Source organism: Streptomyces sp. NBC_00223 (genome assembly GCF_036199905.1).
Classification (GTDB): domain Bacteria; phylum Actinomycetota; class Actinomycetes; order Streptomycetales; family Streptomycetaceae; genus Actinacidiphila.
The window spans coordinates 4,760,967-4,785,043 of record NZ_CP108109.1 but is presented as its reverse complement, the minus strand read 5'-3'; the positions used below and the strand labels follow the sequence as shown (position 1 = coordinate 4,785,043).

General features: G+C 72.4%; 18 protein-coding genes. 12 read left to right on the top strand and 6 right to left on the bottom strand.

Annotation, left to right across the window (positions count from 1 at the left end; genetic code table 11):
• Positions 1-181: 181 nt before the first annotated feature.
• The 7 genes from OHA30_RS20230 to ispG all read left to right on the top strand — a co-directional run bounded on the left by OHA30_RS20230 (position 182) and on the right by ispG (position 9,700).
• Positions 182-1,267 (top strand): hypothetical protein, encoded by a 1,086-nt coding sequence (locus OHA30_RS20230; RefSeq protein ID WP_328915270.1) that lies wholly within the window; start codon positions 182-184, stop codon positions 1,265-1,267.
• Entirely contained in the window at positions 1,257-2,201 is a 945-nt protein-coding gene (locus OHA30_RS20225) for a sugar phosphate isomerase/epimerase family protein (RefSeq protein WP_328915269.1), read from the top strand. Before OHA30_RS20230 ends, OHA30_RS20225 begins: the two co-directional genes overlap by 11 nt.
• A complete protein-coding gene (locus OHA30_RS20220) occupies positions 2,198-3,661 on the top strand; it encodes a M20/M25/M40 family metallo-hydrolase (protein WP_328915268.1) in 1,464 nt (487 codons plus the stop codon). The genes OHA30_RS20225 and OHA30_RS20220 overlap by 4 nt, the downstream gene beginning before the upstream one ends.
• Entirely contained in the window at positions 3,661-4,848 is a 1,188-nt protein-coding gene (locus OHA30_RS20215; protein WP_328915267.1) for an Ldh family oxidoreductase, read from the top strand. Before OHA30_RS20220 ends, OHA30_RS20215 begins: the two co-directional genes overlap by 1 nt.
• Positions 4,845-5,831 (top strand): Gfo/Idh/MocA family protein, encoded by a 987-nt coding sequence (locus tag OHA30_RS20210; RefSeq protein WP_328915266.1) that lies wholly within the window; start codon positions 4,845-4,847, stop codon positions 5,829-5,831. Before OHA30_RS20215 ends, OHA30_RS20210 begins: the two co-directional genes overlap by 4 nt.
• Positions 5,832-5,993: 162 nt before the next feature.
• Positions 5,994-8,357, top strand: a complete 2,364-nt coding sequence (dxs, locus tag OHA30_RS20205; RefSeq protein WP_328915265.1) for a 1-deoxy-D-xylulose-5-phosphate synthase — start codon at positions 5,994-5,996, stop codon at positions 8,355-8,357.
• A 185-nt stretch (positions 8,358-8,542) separates the two neighbouring features.
• Complete coding sequence (ispG, locus tag OHA30_RS20200) at positions 8,543-9,700, top strand: flavodoxin-dependent (E)-4-hydroxy-3-methylbut-2-enyl-diphosphate synthase (RefSeq protein WP_328915264.1); 1,158 nt, start codon at positions 8,543-8,545, stop codon at positions 9,698-9,700.
• Between the two features lie 306 nt (positions 9,701-10,006).
• Here the strand turns inward: ispG and OHA30_RS20195 are convergent, their stop codons facing one another.
• Positions 10,007-11,881, bottom strand: coding sequence for an AMP-binding protein (locus OHA30_RS20195; protein WP_328915263.1), 1,875 nt, complete (start codon positions 11,879-11,881; stop codon positions 10,007-10,009).
• The gene (locus OHA30_RS20190; protein ID WP_328915262.1) at positions 11,878-14,187 is read right to left on the bottom strand and encodes an ATP-binding protein; all 2,310 of its coding nucleotides are present in this window, start codon (positions 14,185-14,187) and stop codon (positions 11,878-11,880) included. The genes OHA30_RS20195 and OHA30_RS20190 overlap by 4 nt, the downstream gene beginning before the upstream one ends.
• A 219-nt stretch (positions 14,188-14,406) precedes the next feature.
• Between OHA30_RS20190 and OHA30_RS20185 the strand changes: the two genes are divergently transcribed.
• The 4 genes from OHA30_RS20185 to dxr are packed head-to-tail and all read left to right on the top strand — an operon-like array spanning position 14,407 to position 19,019.
• Positions 14,407-16,377 (top strand): 2-oxoacid:acceptor oxidoreductase subunit alpha, encoded by a 1,971-nt coding sequence (locus tag OHA30_RS20185; RefSeq protein ID WP_328915261.1) that lies wholly within the window; start codon positions 14,407-14,409, stop codon positions 16,375-16,377.
• On the top strand, positions 16,370-17,446 hold the full coding sequence (locus tag OHA30_RS20180; protein WP_328915260.1) for a 2-oxoacid:ferredoxin oxidoreductase subunit beta: 1,077 nt from the start codon (positions 16,370-16,372) through the stop codon (positions 17,444-17,446). Before OHA30_RS20185 ends, OHA30_RS20180 begins: the two co-directional genes overlap by 8 nt.
• Positions 17,443-17,763: a ferredoxin gene (fdxA, locus tag OHA30_RS20175; RefSeq protein ID WP_328915259.1), complete on the top strand. Its 321-nt coding sequence runs from the start codon at positions 17,443-17,445 to the stop codon at positions 17,761-17,763. The genes OHA30_RS20180 and fdxA overlap by 4 nt, the downstream gene beginning before the upstream one ends.
• Positions 17,760-19,019, top strand: a complete 1,260-nt coding sequence (gene dxr, locus OHA30_RS20170; protein WP_405785535.1) for a 1-deoxy-D-xylulose-5-phosphate reductoisomerase — start codon at positions 17,760-17,762, stop codon at positions 19,017-19,019. Before fdxA ends, dxr begins: the two co-directional genes overlap by 4 nt.
• Before the next feature lie 231 nt (positions 19,020-19,250).
• Here the strand turns inward: dxr and OHA30_RS20165 are convergent, their stop codons facing one another.
• A complete protein-coding gene (locus tag OHA30_RS20165; protein ID WP_328915258.1) occupies positions 19,251-19,433 on the bottom strand; it encodes a hypothetical protein in 183 nt (60 codons plus the stop codon).
• Positions 19,434-20,288: 855 nt separating this feature from the next.
• On the opposite strand from OHA30_RS20165, the gene OHA30_RS20160 reads away from it, so the two are divergent.
• On the top strand, positions 20,289-21,245 hold the full coding sequence (locus tag OHA30_RS20160; RefSeq protein ID WP_328915257.1) for a helix-turn-helix transcriptional regulator: 957 nt from the start codon (positions 20,289-20,291) through the stop codon (positions 21,243-21,245).
• 61 nt (positions 21,246-21,306) lie between these two features.
• Here the strand turns inward: OHA30_RS20160 and OHA30_RS20155 are convergent, their stop codons facing one another.
• From OHA30_RS20155 to pcaB, 3 genes are all read right to left on the bottom strand, one after another.
• Complete coding sequence (locus OHA30_RS20155) at positions 21,307-22,074, bottom strand: 4'-phosphopantetheinyl transferase family protein (RefSeq protein WP_328915256.1); 768 nt, start codon at positions 22,072-22,074, stop codon at positions 21,307-21,309.
• A 19-nt stretch (positions 22,075-22,093) separates the two neighbouring features.
• Positions 22,094-22,381: an acyl carrier protein gene (locus OHA30_RS20150; RefSeq protein WP_328915255.1), complete on the bottom strand. Its 288-nt coding sequence runs from the start codon at positions 22,379-22,381 to the stop codon at positions 22,094-22,096.
• A 223-nt stretch (positions 22,382-22,604) separates the two neighbouring features.
• Positions 22,605-24,056, bottom strand: coding sequence for a 3-carboxy-cis,cis-muconate cycloisomerase (gene pcaB / locus OHA30_RS20145; RefSeq protein WP_328917919.1), 1,452 nt, complete (start codon positions 24,054-24,056; stop codon positions 22,605-22,607).
• Positions 24,057-24,077: the final 21 nt, after the last annotated feature.

The window sequence follows — 24,077 nt, the reverse complement described above, 5'->3', positions numbered from 1 at the left end:
GACAGCCGGGACCACGACCACGGCCGACAGGCAGTCCGTCGGCCGGCCGCCGTACCCGCCGCCGACCCACCGCCGGCCCGACACCGGTCCACCTCCGACTCATCTCCGACTCACCTGCGAATCCTGACCGGCTCCCACCGGCCCACTACCGGACATCGACTGGAAGAGAACGGACCCCAACATGCCCCGAACACTCATCGTCGGCTTCGGAAGGGCCGGGCACGACCTGCACTGGCAGGTGCTGAACCGGCTGCGCGGCACCGAGCCAGGCCGTGCCGCCATCAGCGCCGAGCCACCCGTCGTCGTGGACCCCGCGGTGGACGACCGGACCGTTCGGGACGCCTGCTGTCTGCCGACACCCGACCTGGCCCGCGCGGCCGAGCTGCTGGACCCCGCCGACACGGTCGTCCATCTGTGCACGCCGCCGACGGACCGGCTTGAGGTGCTGCGGGAGCTGGCCACGCTCGGCTTCCGGCAGATCCTCGTGGAGAAGCCGCTGATCAGCACCCCGGAGGAGCTGGCGCCGATCGACGCGCTGCGACGGGCGTACGGGCTGCGGCTGATCGTGGTGGCGCCCTGGCTGCACAGCACGCTCACCGAGCGGCTGCACGACCTGGTCCGGCAGCGCACGCTCGGCGACCTGGAGAGCGTCTTCGTCGCGCAGCTCAAGCCGCGCATGACGCGGACGCTGCGGACGCAGGGCCACCCCACCGCGTTCGACGTCGAACTGCCGCACTCCGTGGGCCTGGTGCTGAAGCTGGCCGGTGACGGCGACGTCGCCGGCGCCGAGCTCCACGACATGCGGCTCGGCAACGTGGTGGTCCGCGACATGGGCGCCGCCCGGCTCCATCTGACCCACCACTCCTCGGTCAGCACGGAGATCTTCACCGATCTGGCCTCGCCGATCCGGGAACGGGTGATCCGGCTCGGCTTCAGCCGGGGCTGGGCGGTGGGGCACTTCCCGATCAGCGAGGCCGACGACCACGCCCATCTCTCCACCTCCCTCGACCAGGGCGACTTCCCCGCCGCCGTCTTCCGCGACGACTCGCTCGGCCGCTTCCTGCTCAGCGCCTACCAGCGGCTGGCCGGCGGCGCCGACCTCGAAGCCGACTTCGCCCTCAACAGCCGGGTCAGCGCGATCCTCAGCGAGGCCAAGGAGCAGTCCCGGCTCGGCCGGGCCGCCGACGCCGCCGTCGAACCGCTGTTCACCGCCGACATCCCCCGCTTCCCCCAGATCCCTACCGAGGCCGTTCCCCATGCTTCATGACCACCAATCACAGCTCGTCGCCGCGCCGACCGGCCACGGCGAGGCCGTCGGCGGCGTGCTCTTCGCCGGAGTCGGCGACGAGGCCGCCTCCGACCTGGCCGGACAGATCGACGCGGTGGGAAGGCAGTTGGGCTGGCAGCTCATCGAACTGCGCACCGTGGACGGGGTGCCGCTCGCCGAACTGGACGATCGGGCCTTCGACCGCTGCGTGGCCTCGCTGGCCGCCGCCGGACTGTCCACCGCCTGTGTCGACTCCCGGATCGCCGGCTGGTCGCGGCCGGTGAGCGGCAGCCTCGCGGACGACCTCGCCGAACTGGACGTGCTGGCCGCCCGCTGCGCCGCCCTGGGCACCCGCTATGTCCGGATCATGTCCTATCCCAACGACGGTCTGTCGGAGCAGGACTGGGTGGCCGAGGTGCTGCGCAGGACCAAGCTGCTCGCGCGGCGCGCCGAGGACTCGGGCCTGGTGCTGCTGCACGAGAACTGCTCCGGGTGGGCCGGCACCAGCGCGGAGCGGATGCTGCGCCTGGTCGAGGAGACCGACTCCCCCGCGCTGCGGCTGATGTTCGACACCGGCAACGGCGCCGCCTACGGCTACCCCAGCCTCCCCATGCTGACCGAACTCCTGGACCGGGCACCCGAACTGGTCGCCCACGTGCACGTCAAGGACGCGGTCGGCGCGGGTGACGACGCCTCCTACACCATGCCGGGCGACGGCGAGAGCGATGTCGCGGCCTGCCTGCGGCTGCTGGTGGAGCACGACTTCACCGGCGTGTGGTCCATCGAGCCGCATGTGAACGTGCAGCCGCACAAGGGCCTGTTCACGGAGGGACGCAAGGGCGTACCGGCCTTCGTGGAGTACGGCAGGCGGCTGGAGTCCCTGGTGTGGGACGAGGTACTGGGCTCGCGGCGACCGGGCGGAGGGCCACGATGACCACGGCCACCGTCACAGCGCCTGATGCGGCCCCCGCGAGCGACCGGGCCTCCTTCGACGGCACCGAACACGCCCTGCTCCTCGACCTGTTGGCCCTGCCGACCGCCGGCCCACTGGAAGGCGTGCCCGCCGACCGGGTCCGGCTGTGGGAGGTCCAGCGGAGATACGCCGACGCCGCGGCGCGGCTGGGCTTCGTGACCGTCTCCCACAGCGCGCCCGACCCGTCGTGGGCGCACGACGCCCTGACGCCCGCGAGCGTCGTCCGCGCCGCCGACGCCGACCCGGGGTTCCTCGCGTGCCAGCCGAGCCTGGTCCTGCGCCTGGGGCCGGAACGCGGCCGCGCGCGCACGGTGATGTTCAACGTCCACCTCGACACGGTGGCCGGTGACCAGCCCGCGGGCTTCGTGGACGGCCGGTTCCTCGGCCGGGGCGCCATCGACGCCAAGGGGCCGGCCGTGGCCCTGCTGTCCGGGATACGCGCCGCGCTGGCCGCCGACCCGCTGCTCACCCGGAGGATCACGGTGCTGATCCAGGCCGTCTCCGGCGAAGAGGGCGGCGCCATGGGCGTGTTCGGCACCCGCCCGCTGATCGCCGCCGGCCACTACGGGCGGCTGAACATCTTCTGCGAGCCCACCGGCCGCCGTGTGCTCACCCGCTCGACGGCCGCCACGACCGCCCGTATCACCGTGTCCGGCGAGGACGCCATCGACGACGCCCCCGCCGCCGGCCACAACGCCGGGGTACTGCTCGGCCACCTCGGCGCGCACCTGGCCCGCGACCTGCCCGCCGCCACCGCCGAGGGCCAGGTGTGCGTGGCCGGCCTTCAGACCGGGCCCCTGCACAACAAGGTCTACGGCACCGGGCAGTTGCTGGTGAACTGCTCCTACGGCCGGTCCGACGACGGCACCCGGCTGCGTACCGCGCTGGAGAACGTGGTCCGCGCGGGTGCGGCCGACTTCCGCCGGCGGTACGCGGACGTACCGCTGCTGCGGCGGACCGCCGCGGACGCGGAACGCCTTGTCGGGGTCGAGTGGCTGAAGACCGGGCTCCCGGTGCTGCGGTCCGACGACCACTGGGCGGAGGCCCTGCTCACCGAGCGGGTCGGGCTGGCCCGCTGGCCTTCGGACGAACCGGCCTTCACCTGTGACGCGATCTGGGCCGACGGCCTGCCGGGCGCGTTCACCGCGGTGTACGGACCGGGCGCGCTCGACACCAACAACGCGCACGCCGAGGGCGAGTTCGCGGACCTCGCCGAACTGGAGGGCTACGCGGCGGACATCGGCCGCCTGCTGACCGTCTTCGCGGACGCCACCGCCGACTTCACGTCCGACCTCCCGACTGATTTCTCGTCCGGCCCCTTGTCCGATTCCTTGTCCGGCCCCTTGTCCGACCTTTCCGCCGCCGCGGCCGCCCGTACGGCCGCCTGTGACCATCTTCCTGTTGACGAAGAGGACTCGTGATGACCACCGTCGTCGATCCGATCAACGACCGCACCACCGCAGATTCCGCCACCGCCCTCGCCGACGCGTCCAGTTGGGACCGCGAGCAGAGCGTGCGGGTGGACTACCGGGAACTGGTGTCCTTCGCCGCCGAGGTGTTCACCGCCCGCGGTCTGTCGCCCGAGCGCAGCGCCAAGGCGGCCGCCGCCCTGGTGCACGGCGACCTCACCGGCGTCACCTCGCACGGGCTGACCAACCTCACCCGCCTCTACCTCCCGCTGCTGGACGAGGGCCGGGCCGACCCCGCCGCCGATCTGGAGGTCGTCGCCGACCGAGGCGCGGCAGTGCTGGTCGACTCCCACAACGCGCTGGGCCTGTGGTCGGCGGGCGCGGCCATGGACCTGGCGCTGGAGCGGGCCGAGGAGCACGGCATCGGCCTGGTCTCCCTCTACAACGGCACCCACTTCGGCTGCGCGGGCCACTTCACCGGCCTGGTCGCCGAGGCGGGCGCGATCGCCCTGCTGGCGGGCAACTGCGGCGGCCAGCGGATCATCCGCCCGCCGGGCGGCGCGGTGCCGCTGCTGGGCACCAACCCGTTCAGCATCGCCTCGCCCGGCGGCGAACACCCGCCGTACGTCCTGGACATGAGCACCTCGGTGGTGCCGACCGGCCGGGTCCGGCAGGCCGCGCGGGCCGGGCAGCAGGTGCCCGAGGGCTGGCTGGTCGACGACCACGGCGCCCCGGTCACCGACCCGGCGGCGTTCGACCGCGGCGAGGCGCACCTGGCGTGGCTGGGCGGCACGCCGGAGAACGGCGCGTTCAAGGGCTACGGGCTGAGCCTGATGGTCGAGACGCTGGCCGCGCTGCTGCCGGGCGCCGGACTGGGCCCGACCGCCGGGGCGCTGGCCGATCCGGGCTCGGGCCGTGACGACAACATCGGCTTCTGCGCCCTGGTGATCGCCCCGGGCCGGCTGCGCGACCCCGAGCGCTTCCAGCAGGACGCGGCCGGCCTGTTCGGCACGCTGCTGGCCAGCCCTTCCGTGAACCCCGACGTGCCCGTCAGCTACCCCGGGGTCCCGGAGTACCACCGGGCCGCGCGGCACCGCGCGGACGGTGTGCCGCTCGCGCCCGCCCTCTACGCCGAACTCGCCGACCTGGCGGGCACGTTGAACCTGACCTCGCCCGCGCTGCTGGGAGGGACCCGGTGAGCACCGACACCACGAAGACCCCGGCCGGGACGTCCGGCGACGGCGCCCGCGGCCCCGTCAGGATCGGCATCATCGGCCTCGGCGTCATCTCCCGCTTCTACATCGAGGCGCTGCCGCAGCTGCCGCAGGTGGAGCTGGTGGCCGTGTGCGACCTCAACCCCGAGGTGCTGGAACCGTTCCGCGACCGGACGCCGGTCTACCTCGACCACCGGGACCTGCTCGCCAGGACCGACCTCGACGCGGTCGTCGTCAACGTCCCCAACGACGCCCACCACGCGATCTGCCGCGACGCGCTCGCCGCCGGGGTGTCGGTGTGCGTGGAGAAGCCGCTGGCCATCACCCTCGACGAGGGCCGTGAGCTGCGCGCGCTGGCCGACCGGGGCGGCAAGGTGCTCTTCACCGCCTACCACCGGCGCTACAACAGCAATGTCCTCGACCTGCTGGCCGCCCTGCCCCAGGACAGCCCGATCGCGGATGTCACCGTCCGCTACTGGGAGAAGATCGAGGAGCACGTCGGCCGGGACCGCTGGTACCTGGACCCGAAGCGCTGCGGCGGCGGCTGCGTCGCCGACAACGGCCCCAACGCCATCGACCTGGTGCACCTCTTCCTCGGCCCGGTCGACCTGGCCGCCGCCAAGGTGACCAGGACCGACGACGGTGTGGACCGGCAGGCCGTCATCGACCTGGCCGCCCCCGGCGGCGCCCGCGCGGTGGTGGACCTGGACTGGGCGTACGAGGACGGCGAGGTGAAGGACGTCGTGGTGCGGCTCGCCGACGGCCGTACCTTCGCCGCCGACATGCTCGCGGGCTACCCGGCCTTCAAGAGTTCCCTCGGCCACGAGTACGTGGGTGTCCTCGCGGAGTTCGCCGGGCTGCTCGACGGCACCGGCGGCGGCGGGCCCGACGGCCTGGAGACCCTGGAACTCGTGCACGCCGTCTACGGGACGGAGGCCGCCGGGGCCGGGACCGCGCTGCCCGTCTGACCGCCGCGGCCCGGCAACCGCCCCGCCCTCGCGCCGGCCCGTCCCCGGGCCGGCGCCCCGCGCCCGTACCCCCTCGCACGTACTCCCGCGCCCGTACCCCCGCGCACGTCACCGGCCGACCGGTCTCAACGGAGAGAACCCGTCCCAAAGGAGAGAACTGCCATGGCACACCCTGAGAACGGCCTGAAGAACGGCGTCAACGGCGTGATCGTGAAGGTGCTCAAGCACCGCAGGGACGATCGCGGCATGACCCTGGAGCCGTTCGCCAGCCGGTGCGTGCGCGAGGGGGAGATCCACGAGCTGGTGACGACCGACCAGACCGACACGCGGCCCGGCGCGACCGTCGACCGGGTCGGCTTCCTGGGGTTCGTGGAGCTGACCAGCGGCGGGGTCCTCGACCGCGGTGACGAGGTGTGGGTCGGCGACCAGCTGATCGGCACGGTGCTTGGCTACGACGCCTGTCACTACCCCAACCACTACAACGTGCTGATCGCCACCGACGGGCCGCGTACCGGGCCGGAGATCGGCCTTGAGCCGGCCTCGCGGATCCACTTCGTGCCCGCCGAGGGCCACCGCGCCCCGGCCGCCGCACCCACGGAAACCGACGCCGCGGCCGCCGGCGCTCCCCTGCTCGCCGACCTCCGCGGCCCGCGCGACCTGCGTGTCCTGGACCACGACCAACTGGACTCGCTGGCCGCGGAGATCCGCCGCACCCTGGTGGAGAAGGTCTCCAGGACCGGCGGCCACCTGGGCCCGAACCTGGGCGTGGTCGAGCTGACCATCGCGCTGCACCGGGTCTTCGACTCCCCCCGCGACCGGCTGCTCTTCGACACCGGCCACCAGGCGTACGTCCACAAGATGCTCACCGGGCGCGCCGACGGCTTCGACGACCTGCGGCAGGAGGGCGGCCTGTCCGGCTACCCCTCGCGCACCGAGTCCGAGCACGACCTCGTCGAGAACTCGCACGCCTCCACCGCCCTCTCCTACGCCGACGGGCTGGCCAAGGCCCACCAGCTGACCGGCGACACCCACCGATCCGTGGTCGCGGTGGTCGGCGACGGCGCCCTGACCGGCGGTATGTGCTGGGAGGCCATCAACAACATCGCCGCGGCCAAGGACCGCCCGGTGATCATCGTCGTCAACGACAACGGCCGCTCCTACGCCCCGACCATCGGCGGCCTCGCCGAGCATCTGTACACGCTGCGCACCTCGCACAAGTACGAGCGGTTCATGGAGTGGGGCAAGACCGCGGCCCGCCGCACCCCCGTCATCGGCGAGGGTCTTTACGGCGCGCTGCACGGCGCCAAGGCCGGGCTGAAGGACATCGTCACGCCGCGCAACATGTTCGACGGCCTGGGCCTGAAGTACATCGGCCCGGTCGACGGGCACGACATCGAGGCCGTCGAGCACGCGCTGCGCCGGGCCCGGCACTTCGAGGGACCCGTCCTCGTGCACTGCGTCACCGTCAAGGGCGCCGGCTACGCGCCCGCGGAGGGCAATGAACTGGACCGCTGCCACGCGGTCGGCAGCATCGACCCGCTGACCGGCAAGTCCACCGCGAAGCCCACCGGGCGGTCCTGGACCTCGGTGTTCTCCGCCGCGCTGGTCGCGGCCGGGCACCGCAGACGGGACGTGGTCGCCATCACCGCGGCGATGCTGGAGCCCACCGGGCTGCGGGACTTCTCGCTCGCCTTCCCGCAGCGCACCTTCGACGTCGGGATCGCCGAGCAGCACGCGGTGACCTCGGCCGCCGGGCTGGCGATGGGCGGACTGCACCCGGTGGTGGCGATGTACGCCACGTTCTTCGGCCGGGCCTTCGACCAGGCCCTCATGGACGCGGCGCTGCACCGCCTGCCGATCACCTTCGTACTCGACCGGGCGGGCGTCACCGGGGACGACGGCGCCAGCCACAACGGCATGTGGGATCTGTCGCTGCTCCAGATCGTCCCCGGTATGAGGATCGCCGTACCGCGCGACGGCACCCGGCTGACCGAGCTGTTCGACCAGGCGCTGGCCGTCGAGGACGGCCCGACCGCCGTCCGCTTCCCGAAGGGCCCGGTGCAGAGCGACATCGCGGCCGTCGACCAGGCCGGCGGCATGGACGTGCTGCACCGCGGTACGACCGAGGACGTGCTGATCGTCGCGGTCGGCGCGATGGCGCAGACCTGCCTCGACGCGGCCTCGCTGCTGGCCACCGAGGGCATCGGCAGCACCGTCGTCGACCCGCGCTGGATCAAGCCGGTCGACGAGGCGCTGGCCCCGCTGGCCGCGCGCCACCGGCTGGTCGTCACCGTCGAGGACAACGGCCTGACCGGCGGCGCCGGTTCGTCGGTCGCCCAGGCCCTGCACACCGCCGGGGTCGAGACGCCGGTACGGATGCTGGGCATCCCGCAGGAGTTCCTCGACCACGCCAAGCGCGCCGACATCCTGCGCGCGATCGGACTGACGTCGAGCGACATCGCCGCCACGATCTCGGGCGCCCTGACCCGGGCGGAAAGGACGCGGACCGCCGAGCACCTTGTCTAGGGCCGCCGGCCGGCGAGTGCGTGGCGCCCGTACGTCATGAACGTCCGCGCGCCACGTACCCCCGCCGCTCGCCGTACCTCCCGCGTGCCCCTTGCTCCCGTACTGCCGTACGCCATGAACGCCGCACCGCCCCGTACGCCCGCCCCGCCTCGGCCCGTCCCCACCGCACCGGAAGGACCACCGCCATGACCGTGCTGCTCAACACCCCCGTCCTGCCGCCCAGACCGATCGCCGAGCGCCGCAAGTCCCGTCAGGTCATGGTGGGCGACGTGCCCGTCGGCGGAGACGCCCCCGTCTCCGTGCAGTCCATGACCACGACGGTGACAGCCGACGTCAACGCCACGCTCCAGCAGATCGCCGAGCTGACCGCCTCCGGCTGCCAGATCGTCCGCGTCGCCGTCCCCACCCAGGACGACGCCGACGCGCTCTCGGAGATCGCCCGCAAGTCCAAGATCCCGGTCATCGCCGACATCCACTTCCAGCCCAAGTACGTCTTCGCCGCGATCGACGCGGGCTGCGCGGCGGTGCGGGTCAACCCGGGGAACATCAAGCAGTTCGACGACAAGGTCAAGGAGATCGCCAAGGCCGCCTCGGCCGCGGGCATCCCGATCCGGATCGGCGTCAACGCGGGCTCGCTCGACAAGCGGCTGCTGGCGAAGTACGGCAAGGCCACCCCCGAGGCGCTGGTGGAGTCCGCGCTGTGGGAGTGCTCGCTCTTCGAGGAGCACGACTTCCGGGACATCAAGATCTCCGTCAAGCACAACGACCCGGTCGTGATGGTCAACGCCTACCGGCTGCTGGCCGCGTCCTGCGACTACCCCCTGCACCTCGGCGTCACCGAGGCCGGCCCGGCCTTCCAGGGCACGATCAAGTCCGCGGTGGCCTTCGGCTCGCTGCTCGGCGACGGCATCGGGGACACCATCCGGGTGTCGCTGTCCACGCCGCCGGTCGAGGAGGTCAAGGTCGGGCTCCAGATCCTGGAGTCGCTCAACCTCAAGCAGCGCGGCCTCGAAATCGTCTCCTGCCCCGGCTGCGGCCGCGCCCAGGTCGACGTGTGGAAGCTGGCCGAGGAGGTCACCGCCGGCCTCGACGGTCTCGACGCCCCGCTGCGGGTCGCGGTGATGGGCTGCGTCGTCAACGGCCCCGGCGAGGCGCGCGAGGCCGACCTCGGTGTGGCGTCGGGCAATGGCAAGGGCCAGATCTTCATCAAGGGCCGGCCGGTCAAGACCGTGCCCGAGTCCAAGATCGTGGAGACGCTCATCGAGGAGGCCATGAAGATCGTCGAGGCCATGCCGGCGGAGGAGCGCGACGGCACGGGGAAGCCCTCGGTCGCGGTCCTGTGAGCCGGGTGGTGGCGCCACGTGCGGCGGCCCCGGGGAGTGGTCCACTCCCCGGGGGCCCGCCGACCCGGTCCGCGGACCGGGGGCCACGGGACGGGGGCCGCGGGACGGGGGCCGCGGGACCGGCCCCGCCGGACCGGGGTCCTCACGCGGGCGTTCGCCGAACCGGCGTCGACACAGCGGGCGTTCGCCGAACCGGCGTCGACGGACCGGTGCCCGCCCGAGCGGCCCCGGCGGACCGGGGGCGGCCCGAAGCAGCGCTCCCATGACGGGCGTTCGCCGAACCTGTGCTCGCCCGCCCGCCGGGCGCTACGCCGAGGGCTCGGGGGGCTCCGTGGGGGCCTGGCGCTGGGGCCTCGCGCGGGGCGGGGGACGGCGGTTGAGGCGGTCGCTCAACTCGCCGCGTCTGACCTCGCCATGGTCGCTGCGCGGCAGGCCGCCCACGAGTTCGAGCCGCGTCGGCAGATGGGCCTCGGTCACCCCGAGGTCGGCCAGGTGCCGGCGGACGCTGTTGAGGTCGGGCGGGGCGCCCTCGGGGACGACGACGGCGCAGGCGAGTTCGCCGTAACGCGGGTCGTTGTAGGCGACGACGGCGGCCTCGCGGACGGCCGGATGCCGCAGCAGCCGGTCCTCGATCTCCACGACCGGCAGCAGGAACAGCCCGCCGACCTCGCCGATGTCCCGCGAGACGACCCGCAGTTCACCGTGTTCGTCCACGCTGACCAGCTCGCCGGTCTCCCGCCAGCCGTTCTCGTGCTCCCAGGTCAGGGACAGCCCGTCCCGGCCGCGCCCCCAGACCGCCAGGCAGGAGGACGGGCCGCGCATCCGCAGCCGGTACAGGTCCCCGTCCCCGCCTGTACCCGGGCCGTCGTTCCCGACCGGGTCGAGCGCGGTCTCCACGCCCCACGGCGTACGGTCGGCGGCCGGGTCGGAGGTGCCGGCCGGCGTGGCCGCGGCGGTGTCCTCGGGCGGGCCGGCGGCGAGGCCGAGTTCGGGGGTGCCCCACGACACCTGCAACGGCACGTGCAGCGCGTCGTGCACCTGGCGGACCAGCCGGGTCGTGGTGGACGCCGGGTCGGCGGACAGCGCCCGGCGCAGGGCGGTGGGCTCCGGCCCGCCGCGCCGCTGCCGCTCGGCGGCCAGCTCCGACCAGTGCAGCGGCATGGCGTACGCGTGCCCGACCCCGCCGTCCGCGAGCAGGTCGAGGGCGGTGGCGGGGTCCCAGACGTCCTGGAGCACGCAGGTGCCGCCGGAGACGATCGGGGCGATCACCGCGTGCAGGAAGGACGGCAGGGAGGCCACGGGCAGCGCGGTGTAACAGACCCGCGCGTCCCCCGGGCCGCCGTCCCCGGCACCGCTCACGGCACCGGCCGGGGCACCGCCCGAGCCGCCGCCGACGCCCCCGCTCGTACTCCCGCCGACCGTACTGAGCGACGCGTAGAGCGTGTTCGGGGAGTGCATGAACATCGCGTGGCTCTCCCGCAGCCCCACCGTGGAGACGATCAGGCAGGTACGGTCCGCCGCGCCGGACGGCAGCGGCAGCCAGCCGGTGCTGCGGCGGCGCTCGTGCGGGGTGTGCACAAAGTACGAGTCGAAGTCGGTCGCCCGCGTCGCGGCGGCGTCCCCGATGACCACCCGGTGCCGCAGATAGGGCAGGTGCGGCACGAGGTCGGCCAGGGCCTCGGCCAGCGGCGCGCCGCCCCACAGATCGGGCACGACGCACAACCGGGGCTGCGCCGCGGTCAGTACGGCCTGCATGTCCTTGGTGCCGTAGGTCGGCAGGAGGGGCACGGCGATCGACCCGACCCGCAGGCACGCGAAGAACAGCGCGGTGGACTCCCACCAGTTGGGCAGCTGGTAGGCGACGGGGTCACCGGGCCGGATACCGAGCGAGGCCAGTGCGTACGCGAACCGGTCGACGTATCCGGCCAGTTGGGCGTACGACAGCCGCACCGTCCGCGCGGTGGGCGGACGGTGGGCCCGGTGGGCGATGACGGCGGGCCGGTCCGGGTGGGCGGCGGCTCCCCGGTAGAGGTCGTGCAGCACCGTGTCCGTACGCCACCAGCCCTGCTGCCGGAAACGCTCGGCGAGGTCGGCGGGCGGTCGTACGGCGGCGAGCAGATCGGCCAGCGGCACACCGCCGTCCAGCGCCGCCGGGCCGGGACCGTCGGGCTCGGTGTTCACTCCCGCCTGCCCACGGCCCAGGCCACCTGTATCCGTGAGTGGCATCCGAGTTTGCGCATGATGTGCCTCACATGGTTGACGACGGTCCACTCCGCGATGCAGAGCTGGGTGGCGACCTGGCGGTTGGTCATGCCCTCCGCGACCAGCAGCGCCACCTGGAGCTGACGGGGAGTCAGCACGGACGCCTCCGGACGGGCGCCGCCCTGCGCGTTCGCGGGCTCCAGCGCGGCCAGCGCCTCGGCGACCAGCGCGGCCGGCCACAGCCTGGCCCCCTCCTGCCAGGCGGCGGCGAAGACCGTCCAGCCCAGTTGGCGGCGCAGTCCGTACACGGCCTCGCGCACGCGGTGCCACAGCGCGTCGGGCCCCTTGCTGCCGCACTGCCGCCGCAGCGCGTCGGCGCCCGCCAACAGCCTTGCGGCGCGCTGGGGTTGGCCTGCGGTGTCATGGATGACGAGCGCGAACGCCTCGACGGCCGCCGGGAGGTCGGTGCGCTCGCCGATGGCGTCGTACAGACCGAGGCTTTCCCGCAGGGCGGCGCGCGCGGCGGCCTGGTCGTCGCTGTGCAGATGCAGCCCGGCCTGGAGGACGAGGGCCGAGGCCAGATCCCGGGTCTCGCCGTTCTGCCGGTAGATACGGATCGCGCGGGAGAGGAGTTCACCGGCGTGCTGGGCCTGGCCGCCGTCGTGCAGCGCCTCCGCGAGCGCGACCCCGGCGCCGGCGGTGCCGGTCGTGTCGCCCAGGGACTCCAGCGTCGTACGCGCGGCTCCGAGCAGCGACTGGCCGACCGCGCGGTCACCGCAACGGAACAGCGCCAGACCCATCCGGGCCGACGCGCGGGCTCCGGCCTGCGCGTCGCGTAACTGCTTGAACAGGGCGACGGCCCTGCGGTGGCGGTGGGAGGCGCCGTCGTGGTCGCCGCGCGCCGCCGCGAACCGCCCGGCGCCGTCGCACAGCCGGGCCCGCAGGCGTACGGCGGTCTCGCCGTCCCAGCCCCGCAGTTCCTCGGCGGCGGCGTCGAACTCCCGCAGCGCGTCCTCGACACAGCCGCGGATCAGCCACGGCCGCAGGCACGCGGCCAGCAGGGCGGCGTGTTCGAGCCGGTCGCCGGTACGTTCCAGGTGGCCGAGCGCGGCTCGGATGTTGTCGTGCTCGGCCGCCGCCACCTGGAGCCAGCGCTGCTGCTCCGAGCCGGTGAAGCGGCCCTCGACGGTGTGCATCAGCTTCTGGAAGTAGCGGGCGTGGACATCCCGGATCTCCTGCGCCGCCTCCTCCTCCAACTGCTGCAAGGCGTGGCAGCGGATGGTCCGGGGCATCGCGAGGCGGCTGTCGCCGTGTGCCTGCTCGTCCAGTTGGAGTATGTGACGGTCGAGCAGGGCCTCGATGGCCTCGGACGTGGCCCGGGGCGGCAGCGGGGAGACCCGCTCGGCGGCGGCCAGCGTCATTCCGCCCTCGAAAACGGCCAGTTGACGCAGCAGTTGCAGCTGTCCCGGGTCGAGGCCGCGGCAGCTCCACATGGCCATGTCGTGCAGGGAGCGCTGCCGCAGAGGGGCGTCGACCGGGCCCAGGATGTGGCTGTCGCCGCCGCGCTCCAGCCAGGACGGCAGCTCGTTCAGCGGGAACAACCGCAGCCGGGTGGCCACCAGTTCCAGCACCAGCGGGACTCCCTCCAGCGCGTTGCAGACGTCGATGACCGCGTCGAGGTTCTCGGCCGTCAGACAGAAGTGCGGATTGGCCCGGCGGGCCCGCTGCACGAACAGCTTCACCGCCGGGTTCTCCTGGACCTCGACGACATCGGGCTCCGTCAGGCGGCCGGGGACGGCGAGCGGCAGTACCGGCAGCAGATGCTCCCCGTAAACGCCCAGCGCCTGCTGGCCGGTGGCGAGCACGGTCAACCGTCCCTCCTGGTCGAGGAGTTCGGCGACCCGGGTGGCCATCACCCCGATCGCGGCCTCCACGCCGTCGAGGACGAGCAGCGCGCGCCCGGGTCCGCCCAGCCCGGCGACCGCGCGGTCCAGCCGGTCGAGCAGTTCGGCGGGGGCGGCGTACGCGGGGACGTCCAGGACGGCGACGCGGTGTCCGAAGAGGCCGCCGGAGGTACGGACGGCCGCGTGGGCGAGGCTGCTCTTGCCGACCCCGGCGGCACCGGTCAGGGTGATCAACCGCGCCGTGGCGTCCTGCAACCTCCCCTGGACGGCGATCAGTTCAAGCTCCCGCCCGATGAGCGCGGCTTCCCGCCGGCCGGCGGGAGAAGCGCCGGCTTCCGCGGTGACAGCTGGATTCGGCGGCGGCCGTAGTTCAGTCGTCATGTTCCCCCTTCGAAGGCCAGACCGGAATCTCGTCCTTCGTACACCGAGCCGCACCACGGAAATCATGCGGCGGGCTCACCGGACTGGGGGTCACGGTACGAATCAGCCACTTAAGCGCCTCTGAAAGGAGGACCGCGGGCCGCGGCAGCCGACTTCGCCGCCCTCGTGGCGGGTTCGGCGCCGCGATCTTTAGTCGACGTAAAGGCGGCGACTGCCAGCATGCGCGGCACGCCCTCGGCACTCCGCCGGGGTGCGCAAGCAAGGACGGCCCTCACATCGGCGAGGTCTTTCAGGAGGACCAGGACAGTGCTCACTCACAGCAAGAGGGTGACTCGTCTCGATCGGGTGATCATCCGGTTTGCCGGGGATTCCGGTGACGGGATGCAGCTCACCGGTGACCGCTTCACCTCGGAGACCGCGTCGTTCGGCAACGACCTGTCGACCCTGCCGAACTTCCCCGCCGAGATCCGCGCCCCCGCAGGCACCCTCCCCGGCGTGTCCTCCTTCCAGCTCCACTTCGCCGACCACGACATCCTCACCCCCGGCGACGCACCCAACGTCCTCGTCGCGATGAACCCCGCCGCCCTCAAAGCCAACCTCCACGACCTCCCCCGCGGCGCCGAGATCATCGTCAACACCGACGAGTTCACCAAACGCGCCATGACGAAGGTCGGGTACGCGGCCAGTCCGCTGGACGACGGGTCCCTGGAGGCGTACTCGGTCCACCCGGTGCCGCTGACGACACTGACACTGGAAGCCCTCAAGGACAGCGGACTGGCCCGAAAAGACGCCGAACGCGCCAAGAACATGTTCGCCCTCGGCCTGCTCTCCTGGATGTACCACCGCCCCACCGACGGCACCGAAGCCTTCCTCCGCAAAAAATTCGCGAAGAAACCCGACATCGCCGAAGCGAACATCCTCGCCTACCGCGCCGGGTGGAACTTCGGCGAGACCACCGAGGACTTCGCCGTCTCCTACGAAGTCCAGCCCGCCACCAGCGCCTTCCCCGCCGGCACGTACCGCAACATCTCCGGGAACCTCGCCCTGTCCTACGGCCTCATCGCCGCCTCCACCCAGAGCGAACTGCCGCTGTATCTCGGCTCGTACCCGATCACCCCGGCCTCCGACATCCTCCACGAACTCAGCCGCCACAAGAACTTCGGCGTCAGAACGTTCCAGGCCGAGGACGAGATCGCCGCCATCGGCGCAGCCCTCGGAGCCGCCTTCGGCGGCGCCCTGGCCGTCACCACCACCTCCGGCCCCGGCGTCGCACTCAAATCCGAGACCATCGGCCTGGCCGTGTCCCTGGAGCTGCCGCTGCTGATCATCGACATCCAGCGCGGCGGCCCCTCCACCGGCCTGCCCACCAAAACCGAACAGGCCGACCTCCTCCAGGCCATGTACGGACGCAACGGCGAAGCCCCCGTCCCCATCATCGCCCCCGCAACCCCCGCCGACTGCTTCACCGCAGCGCTGGAGGCCGCCCGCATCGCCCTGGCCTACCGCACGCCGGTCTTCCTGCTCTCCGACGGCTACCTCGCCAACGGCTCCGAACCCTGGCGCATCCCCGAAGTAGCCGAACTCCCCGACCTGCGGGTGCAGTTCGCCACGACGCTGAACCACACCGAGGCGGACGGCAGCGAAACCTTCTGGCCCTACCTCCGCGACCCCGAGACCCTCGCCCGGCCCTGGGCCGTGCCCGGCACCCCCGGCCTGGAACACCGCATCGGCGGGATCGAGAAACAGGACGGCACCGGCAACATCAGCTACGACCCCGCCAACCACGACCTCATGGTCCGCACCCGCCAGGCCAAAATCGACAACATCAAAGTCCCCGACCTTGAAGTCGACGATCCCGGTGGGGAGGCCCGCACGCTGGTGCTCGGGTGGGGCTCGACCTACGGGCCGATCACCGCAGCCGTCCGCCGTATCCGCGCAGAAGGCGGCCACGTCGCCCAGGCACACCTGCGCCACCTCAACCCCTTCCCCGCCAACCTCGGCAACATCCTGGCCGCCTACGACCGCGTCCTCGTCCCCGAAATGAACCTCGGCCAGCTCGCCCACCTCATCCGGGCCAGATACCTGATCGACGCCCACTCATACACACAAGTCACCGGACTGCCCTTCAAAGCCGAACAACTGGCCCGGGCCATCACGGAACTGAGCCCCGAGGGGAGTGCGCATGTCTGAGGCACTGGCACTCGTGCCCAAAGCCGAGGCCAAACAGAGCATGAAGGACTTCAAGTCCGACCAGGAAGTCCGCTGGTGCCCCGGATGCGGCGACTACGCCATCCTCGCGGCCGTCCAGTCCTTCATGCCCGAACTCGGCCTCGCCAAGGAAAACGTCGTGTTCATCTCGGGGATCGGGTGCTCGTCCCGTTTTCCCTACTACATGAACACCTACGGCATGCACTCCATCCACGGCCGCGCCCCCGCCATCGCCACCGGCCTCGCCACCTCACGCCGCGATCTGAGTGTGTGGGTCGTGACGGGAGACGGCGACGCCCTGTCCATCGGCGGCAATCATCTGATCCACGCCCTGCGGCGGAACGTCAACCTCAAGATCCTGCTCTTCAACAACCGGATCTACGGACTGACCAAAGGCCAGTACAGCCCCACCTCCGAAATCGGCAAAATCACCAAATCGACACCGATGGGCTCACTGGACGCACCCTTCAACCCCCTCGCCCTGGCGATCGGCGCCGAAGCCTCCTTCGTCGCCCGGACCATCGACTCCGACCGCGCCCATCTCCAGTCCGTACTGCGCGCGGCCGCCGCCCACCAGGGCACGGCACTGGTGGAGATCTACCAGAACTGCAACATCTTCAACGACGGCGCCTTCGACGCGCTCAAGGACCGGACCACCGCCGAGAGCGCGCTGATCCGCCTTGAGCACGGCGAACCCGTCCTGTTCGGGACCCCGGACCACCGACTGGGCATGTTCTGCAACGAGTCCGGCCGCCTCCACACCGCGCCGGTCACCGCCGACAACGCGTCCCGCGTCGTCGTCCACGACGCCCGTACCGACGACCCCGCGCGGGCGTTCGCGCTCGCCCGTCAGCAGGTCCCCGTACCGATCGGGGTGCTGCGGGACATCGACCGGCCGGTCTACGACACGCAGATGGCCGAGCAGTTGGAGCAGGCCGTGGTCCGGCAGGGCAAGGGCGACCTGTCCACGATGCTCGCCGGCAGCGACACCTGGACCGTACGCCCCGCCGCCGCCAGCCCCGCGAGTCCCCACTCCAGGAGCACCGTATGACCTACGTGATCGCCGAGCCCTGTGTCGACGTCAAGGACCGGGCCTGCGTCGAGGAGTGCCCGGTCGACTGCATCTACGAGGGCCCGCGGATGCTCTATGTGCACCCCGACGAGTGCGTGGACTGCGGGGCGTGCGAGCCGGTCTGTCCGGTCGAGGCCATCTTCTACGAGGACGACGTGCCGACCGAGTGGGCGCCGTTCCAGCGGGCGAACGCGGAGTTCTTCGACGCGGTCGGCTCCCCGGGCGGGGCGTCGGGCCACGGGCCGCTCGCCGCCGACCACCCGGTCGTGGCCGAGTCGGCGGGCGGTGTCGTATGAGGGACACGGCCGGCACTGACACGACCGCCACCACGACGACGCGCGGCCCGATGGCCGATCCGCTGGCCGCCGTACCGCCGGACAGCGGCCCGCGCGAGCTGGTCGTCCTGGGCGCGACCGGGTCGATCGGCACCCAGGCGGTCGACGTGGTGACCCGTAACCCCGACCGCTTCCGAGTGGTCGCGCTGGCGGCGGGCACAGGGAATCTGGCGCTGCTGGCCCGGCAGGCGCTGGACCTGGGCGTTTCCCAGGTGGGCACCTCACGGGCCGAGGCCGGGCCCGCGCTGGCGGAGGAGCTGCGGCGGTACGCGGACGGCCGGCCGCTGCCGCGGATCGTGGCGGGGCCGGACGCCGCCACCGAACTGGCGGGCGCCGAGTGCCACACGGTCCTCAACGCCGTGACCGGTTCGGTCGGCCTTGCCCCGACGCTGGCCGCGCTGGAGGCGGGCAGGACGCTGGCGCTGGCGAACAAGGAGTCGCTGGTCGCCGGCGGGCCGCTGGTCGAGCGGCTGGCCCGGCGCGGACAGGTCGTACCCGTCGACTCCGAGCACTCGGCGCTCTTCCAGTGCCTGGCGGGCAACTCCCGCGCCGAGGTCCGCCGGCTGGTGCTGACCGCGAGCGGCGGGCCGTTCCGCGGCCGCGACCGCGCCTCGCTCGACCGGGTCACCCCGGCCGAGGCCCTGGCGCACCCGACCTGGTCCATGGGTCCGCTGGTGACGGTGAACTCGGCGACGATGGTGAACAAGGGCCTTGAGGTGATCGAGGCCGGGCTGCTCTTCGGCATCGGGCTCGACCGGATCGACGTCGTGGTCCATCCGCAGTCGGTGGTGCACTCGATGGTCGAGTACACCGACGGCTCGACGCTGGCCCAGGTCAGCCCGCCCGACATGCGCGTCCCGATCGCGCTCGGTCTCGGCTGGCCCGGGCGCGTCGAGGACGCGGCACCCGCCTGCGACTGGTCCACCGCGGGAACCTGGCAGTTCTTCCCGCTCGACGGGGAGGCGTTCCCCGCGGTGGACCTGGCGCGGCGGGCGGGCCGGGCCGGCGGCGTGGCCCCGGCGGTCTTCAACGCCGCCAACGAGGAGTGCGTGCGGCTCTTCCTCGACGGCGCCGTACCGTTCACCGGCATCGTGGACACGGTGGCGAAGGTGCTCGACGACGTCGCGGCCGCCGCGCCCTCGACTCCCCTCGCCCTGGCCGACATTCAGACCGCGGAGCGCCGCGCCCGTGAGCGCGTGCGGAGCCTGGCGGCCTGAGGCCGGGACCGGCCTGTCGCGGACGGCCCGGCGCCGACGTACCCGACGGGCGTGATCACCGCCTCGCCGGCCCGCGTCGCGCCGGTCGTCCCAGCTGTCCCGGGCGGCGCGAGGCCGGTCATGAGCTCCGGCGGCCGCCGCCACGCCGCCGTACCGGAAGGAGCGGCACCGGGCATCGTCCGCGGGACACGGGCGAGGGGTGCCCGGGCCGGCTCCGGCCCGGGCTACCGGTCAGCCCCAGCCGATGTCGTCGGGGCCGTAGCCGGTCGGCTTCACGGTCGGGTGCGGCGTGGGCACGGCCGGGCCGCCGCCGGCGGCGTGGGCCGGAATCTGCACGCCCGCTATGACGGCCGAGACGGCCAGCACGGGCAGGAGTCTGCCGATGACTTTGTCCTTGATCTGCACAAACTGCATTTCAGCCCCCTGTTGGTGAGACAACTCTCCACGAAACGACTTTGCGTAAAGCCGATACCGCCCGTCCGGAGATCGATCGGGCCGCGGAATCAGAGTGCTCCCGGCCGGACGGCAGAGCTACGCCAGCCGAGCGCAGAAAAGTTGCATGGCATCAAGTTCGAGGGGCCCCGGGGCCAATGCCGCACGTCATGAGTTGATCACGCCGACGCTGGGATCGGGGTGGCGGGAGTGGCGCTGGATAATGGTGTGACGTGCTCCCCGGGTCGTTTGACGGAGAAGGGGGAATTCGGCCGCATTTCATATCGCCGGGGTAACTGCGGCCCTGACAGGTCGGGTTGAGGTGATTTCGCTTGATCGCGATTCGCCGATTCCGCTCCCGCGCCGCGCGCCCCTTGCGCACGGGGGGCGTTGCCGCGCGAGGGCGCCCGCGGCGACCGGGCGGGTCGGCCCGCGCGGTACGGGGACTCGGGGCCCGGCGGGACTGACCGATCGGTAGGCACGCCGCGCCCGCGGGCCCGGCGAGTGCTCACTCCGCGTACACCGCACGCCCGTTGGGGCGGCGAGGGGCCATGACGACCGGCGCGACGCGGGCCGGCGAGGCGGTGATCACGCCCGCCGGGTACGCCGGCCGCGGCGGCGGCCGCCGGAGCTCATGACCGGCCTCGCGCCGCCCGCAACAGCTGAGATGAATCGCGGGTAAGTCATATACCTTACCCAGGCGCTCTTGTGTATAGTCACCCACGAACAGTGCACCTCACGAAAGGAATTGCATCGCGCATGCTATCGGGGGACTATCACAATGAGAATGGATTTACGGAATTAGACGACGCAAGCGTTCTCGCATACCGACACGCGGTGCGGCTCGGCAGATTTTCAGCCGAGGCCCTGAGCACTGAGCTGAAGCTCGATACGGCCGATATCGACCGTATCGAGCGGGTACTGCGCAACCTGCGCCTCATCCACCCGATGCCGGGTTTTCCGGACATACTCGTACCGGTGGGGCCCGCGACGGCCACCTCGGAGCTGGTCGGGCCGACGGAGGAGCAGATCCGCAACCTTCAGTTCGCGGTCATGGAGATACGCACCCGATTGATGTCGCTCGCCCCCACGTATTTCGAGGACCGGCGGGAGCGCAATCGGGTCGAGGCCTTCGACGTCATATCCGATGTCTCGATGGTGCAGGCGATGCTCAACGACTACGCGCACCGCTGCACGTCGGAGTTAATGACCGTGCAGCCCGGCGGCGCGCGGCCCGCGGCCCTGCTCTCCGCGGTCCGCAGCCCGCTGAGCGCGGCCCTGGAACGCGGCGTCAAGATGCGGACGATCTACCAGCACCCGGCCCGCAGCGACCTCGCCACCCGGGCGTACGTCGCCGACGCCACCGCACTGGGCGCCGAGATCCGGACCACGGACGAGGTGATCGACCGGATGATCATCTACGATCACGAAGTCGCTTTCCTGCCCGAGCGGAATGTGGTCGGCCGTGCCCCCGGCGCGGTCATCGTTCGGGAACCGACGCTCGTGGGGTATCTGTGCGCCGTTTTAGAACATCTCTGGAATTCGGCAATGCCCTTCAACCCCAACACGGAGGTCAGCGACTCGATCAACGAGGACATGAAGCTGGCGATAATCCGGCTCATGGCCAAGGGGTTCAAGGACGAAATGATAGCCAGGCGGCTCGGCATGTCCGTGCGCACGTGCCGTCGGCACATCGCCGAGATCATGGAGAAATTCGAAACGTCGAGCCGTTTCCAGGCCGGGGTGGAAATCACCCGGGCCGGACTGCTGGACACGCTCGCCCACGACGAGTGAACGCGCACACCCGGTAGGCACCGCGCCCCCGTCCGGGCGCCGGTACCCACCGGTCTGCGGTCTACGACGCGGTGAGTCCCGCGTCGTAGACCGCGACACTGATCCGGTGCGGACCGTCCACCAGGAACGAGCGGAACGCCCACTCAGTACCGGGGCCGGATGTCCCGTCGGGCCGGTGCATTCGTACGGGTTCACCGTCCGGCCCGAAGCCGAACTCGTTGAAGCGGAACCGCGCCGACTGGCCGACCGCCTTCCTGTACGCCTCTTTCAGTGTCAGCAACTGGAGCAGGGTGGCGTTCCGTTCGGCCGCGGGCAGCGCCGTCAGCGACATCAGCTCGTACGGGGTGCAGACGTGGGAGGCGAGCCTGCTCTCGTCCAGCGGGTGGTCGGCCCGTCGGACGTCCACGCCGACCAGGCCCCGGGTGGTCATCCCGACCACCGTCAGCCCGTCGGTGTGGCTGACGCTGATGTCGATGTCCTCGCGGCCGCGCAAGTACGGCCGCCCGGTGGGCCCGTAGCGCACTTCCAGCGCCTCCGGACTGCCGCCGACCACCTCGGCGCCGACCGAGGTCAGCAGCCGGCGCGAGAACAGAAAGCGCAGCGCGACCTCCGGGTGCGCCAACTCCAGGTAGCGCGACCAGTCCTGGCCCAGCCGCTCCCTGACCGGCCGCTCGTCGTCGGGCTCGGCCGCCCAGTCGGACGGCCGCGCGTAGAGCACGACGGTGCCCCGGGCGGACAGCTCGGCGCGCGCCAGGGCCCAGTCGGCCGGGGTGGCGCGGACAGCCAGCGGCTCGTCCTGGCAATGGGGGAATTCGCGGCGTCCGCTCACCGAAGCCGTCCTTCACCCATCAGCACTCTCCGTCACTTACGAGGGCCAGCAGCGGCGTGAGGTGGCGTACGAGAGCGGCGACCGTGGGGTGGTCCCCCACCAGGGTGGGCCCCACAGACAGGCGCAGTTCGTCCTCCAGGTCGCCGCACAGGATCAGCGCGAACACCGAGTCGACGCCGTAGTCGACGAGCGGCACCGACTCCTCGATGGAGGCGGCGGTCCGCCCCACGTAGGCCGCGATGCGGTCGGTGAGCCAGCCCCGCAGCTCGGCGGCGAGCTGATCGGTCCCGACGTGGCGATCGGTCATGGCGTGACTCCTTGGTCGGTGCGGTGACCGGGCCCGAAGTGCGCGCGGGAGCGGCGGAGCCGGGTGCGCGGGCGACCGGACCGGGACCGGGCTCAGCGGTGTGCCGCGGCCGGCCCGGGGCTCGGTGCGGTCCGGCGGAAGGGGGTGCCGGGGCACCTCCGCGCCCGCCTGCGCGGTCCGCCCGGTCGTGGTCGTGGCCATCGCGTGGTGCCGTCCGTTCCGGTCAGGCCGCGCCGCAGGGCCGGGTGCGCGCGAAGCGGTCGAGCACCCGGTCCACGAGCCGTCCGGCGACACCGGTGTACGCGGCGGGCGCGCACAGTTCGGCCAGTTCGTCGGGGGTGCGCACACCTTTGAGCGCGTCGTGGTCGGCGAGCGTTTCTGCGAGCGGGCGGCCGGCCGTGGCGGCGGCCGCCGACGCCTCGCTCACCACGGCCTTGGCGCGGACCCGGCCCAGGTCGGTGGAGAGCACGGCGGCGAGCCGTTCGGAGACCACCAGGCCGCCGCTCAACTCCAGGTTGGCGCCCATGCGTTCGGAGTGGACGACCAGGCCCTCGGTGAGTTCGGCCGCGGTGTGCGCGGCGCCGCCGGCCAGCCGCAGGCTGTCGCGCAGCGGCTGCCACTCGGCGTGCCAGGCCCCCGCGGGCCGCTCGTCGTCGTGCACGGCGACCTGGAACAACGTGGCCGCGAGGGACGGCAGTTGATACGACGCCGAGCGGATCAGCGCGGACAGCGCCGGGTTGCGCTTGTGCGGCATCGCGGAGGACGTGCCGCGGCCGTCCGCCGCCGGTTCGGCCAACTCGCCCGTCTCGGTGCGGGACAGCAGCTGGACGTCGGCGGCGATCGTGCCGAGCGCGGCACCGAGCCGGGCGAGCGCGGAGCCCAGGGCGGTGAGCGGGGTACGGACGGTGTGCCAGGGCACGAGTGGCTCGGCCAGGCCGAGTTCGGCGGCGAGCAGTCCTGGCAGCTGCTCCACGCAGCGGTCGGCCTCGGCCGGGGAGGGCGCGTGCAGCCGGGCGTACTCCAGATAGCCCGCCAAGGTGCCCGCCGCTCCCCCGAGCTGGACCGGCAGCCGGTCCTGGAGGAGCAGCAGTTCCTCCTCCGCGTCGAGGACGCCCTGCAACCAGCCGGCCGCCTTGAGGCCGAAGGTGGAGGGCACGGCGTGCTGTCCCAGCGTGCGGGCCGCCATGGGGGTGTCGCGGTGCCGGCGGGCGAGCGCCGCCAGGGCGGCGGCGGTCCGGGACACATCGGCCAGGACGAGGGCGAGCGTGCGCGACGCGACCAGCATCAGCCCGGTGTCGAGCACGTCCTGACTGGTGGACCCCTGGTGGACGTAGTGCGCCGCGTCGGGGTCCTCGGCGGCGACCAGCCGGGTCAGCGCGCGCACCAGCGGTACGACGGGGTTGGCGGCGTCGCGGCCCGCGACGGCCAGGGCGGCCAGGTCGAACCGCTCGGCGCGGGCGAGTGCGGTGATCACGCGGGCGGCGCTTTCCGGTACGACACCGAGCACGGCCTGACTGCGGGCAAGCGCCGCCTCGGTGTCGAGCATGGCCTGCAAGCAGGCCAGGTCCCCGGTGGCGGCCTCGGTCGGGACACCGGCCCGCACGGGGGCGAACAGACCGGTGTCCAGGGCGGCTTCGGCTTCGGCTTCGGCGACCGCGTCCGGCCGGTCGGGCACGGCGGGTTCGGAAAGCCCGGC

Coding starts and splice junctions, on each gene's coding strand:
- OHA30_RS20230 (WP_328915270.1), top strand. CDS start 182: ATGCCCCGAACACTCATCGTCGGCTTCGGAAGGGCCGGGCACGACCTG.
- OHA30_RS20225 (WP_328915269.1), top strand. CDS start 1,257: ATGCTTCATGACCACCAATCACAGCTCGTCGCCGCGCCGACCGGCCAC.
- OHA30_RS20220 (WP_328915268.1), top strand. CDS start 2,198: ATGACCACGGCCACCGTCACAGCGCCTGATGCGGCCCCCGCGAGCGAC.
- OHA30_RS20215 (WP_328915267.1), top strand. CDS start 3,661: ATGACCACCGTCGTCGATCCGATCAACGACCGCACCACCGCAGATTCC.
- dxs (WP_328915265.1), top strand. CDS start 5,994: ATGGCACACCCTGAGAACGGCCTGAAGAACGGCGTCAACGGCGTGATC.
- ispG (WP_328915264.1), top strand. CDS start 8,543: ATGACCGTGCTGCTCAACACCCCCGTCCTGCCGCCCAGACCGATCGCC.
- OHA30_RS20190 (WP_328915262.1), bottom strand. CDS start 14,187: ATGACGACTGAACTACGGCCGCCGCCGAATCCAGCTGTCACCGCGGAA.
- OHA30_RS20185 (WP_328915261.1), top strand. CDS start 14,407: ATGCGCGGCACGCCCTCGGCACTCCGCCGGGGTGCGCAAGCAAGGACG.
- OHA30_RS20180 (WP_328915260.1), top strand. CDS start 16,370: ATGTCTGAGGCACTGGCACTCGTGCCCAAAGCCGAGGCCAAACAGAGC.
- fdxA (WP_328915259.1), top strand. CDS start 17,443: ATGACCTACGTGATCGCCGAGCCCTGTGTCGACGTCAAGGACCGGGCC.
- dxr (WP_405785535.1), top strand. CDS start 17,760: ATGAGGGACACGGCCGGCACTGACACGACCGCCACCACGACGACGCGC.
- OHA30_RS20165 (WP_328915258.1), bottom strand. CDS start 19,433: ATGCAGTTTGTGCAGATCAAGGACAAAGTCATCGGCAGACTCCTGCCC.
- OHA30_RS20150 (WP_328915255.1), bottom strand. CDS start 22,381: ATGACCGATCGCCACGTCGGGACCGATCAGCTCGCCGCCGAGCTGCGG.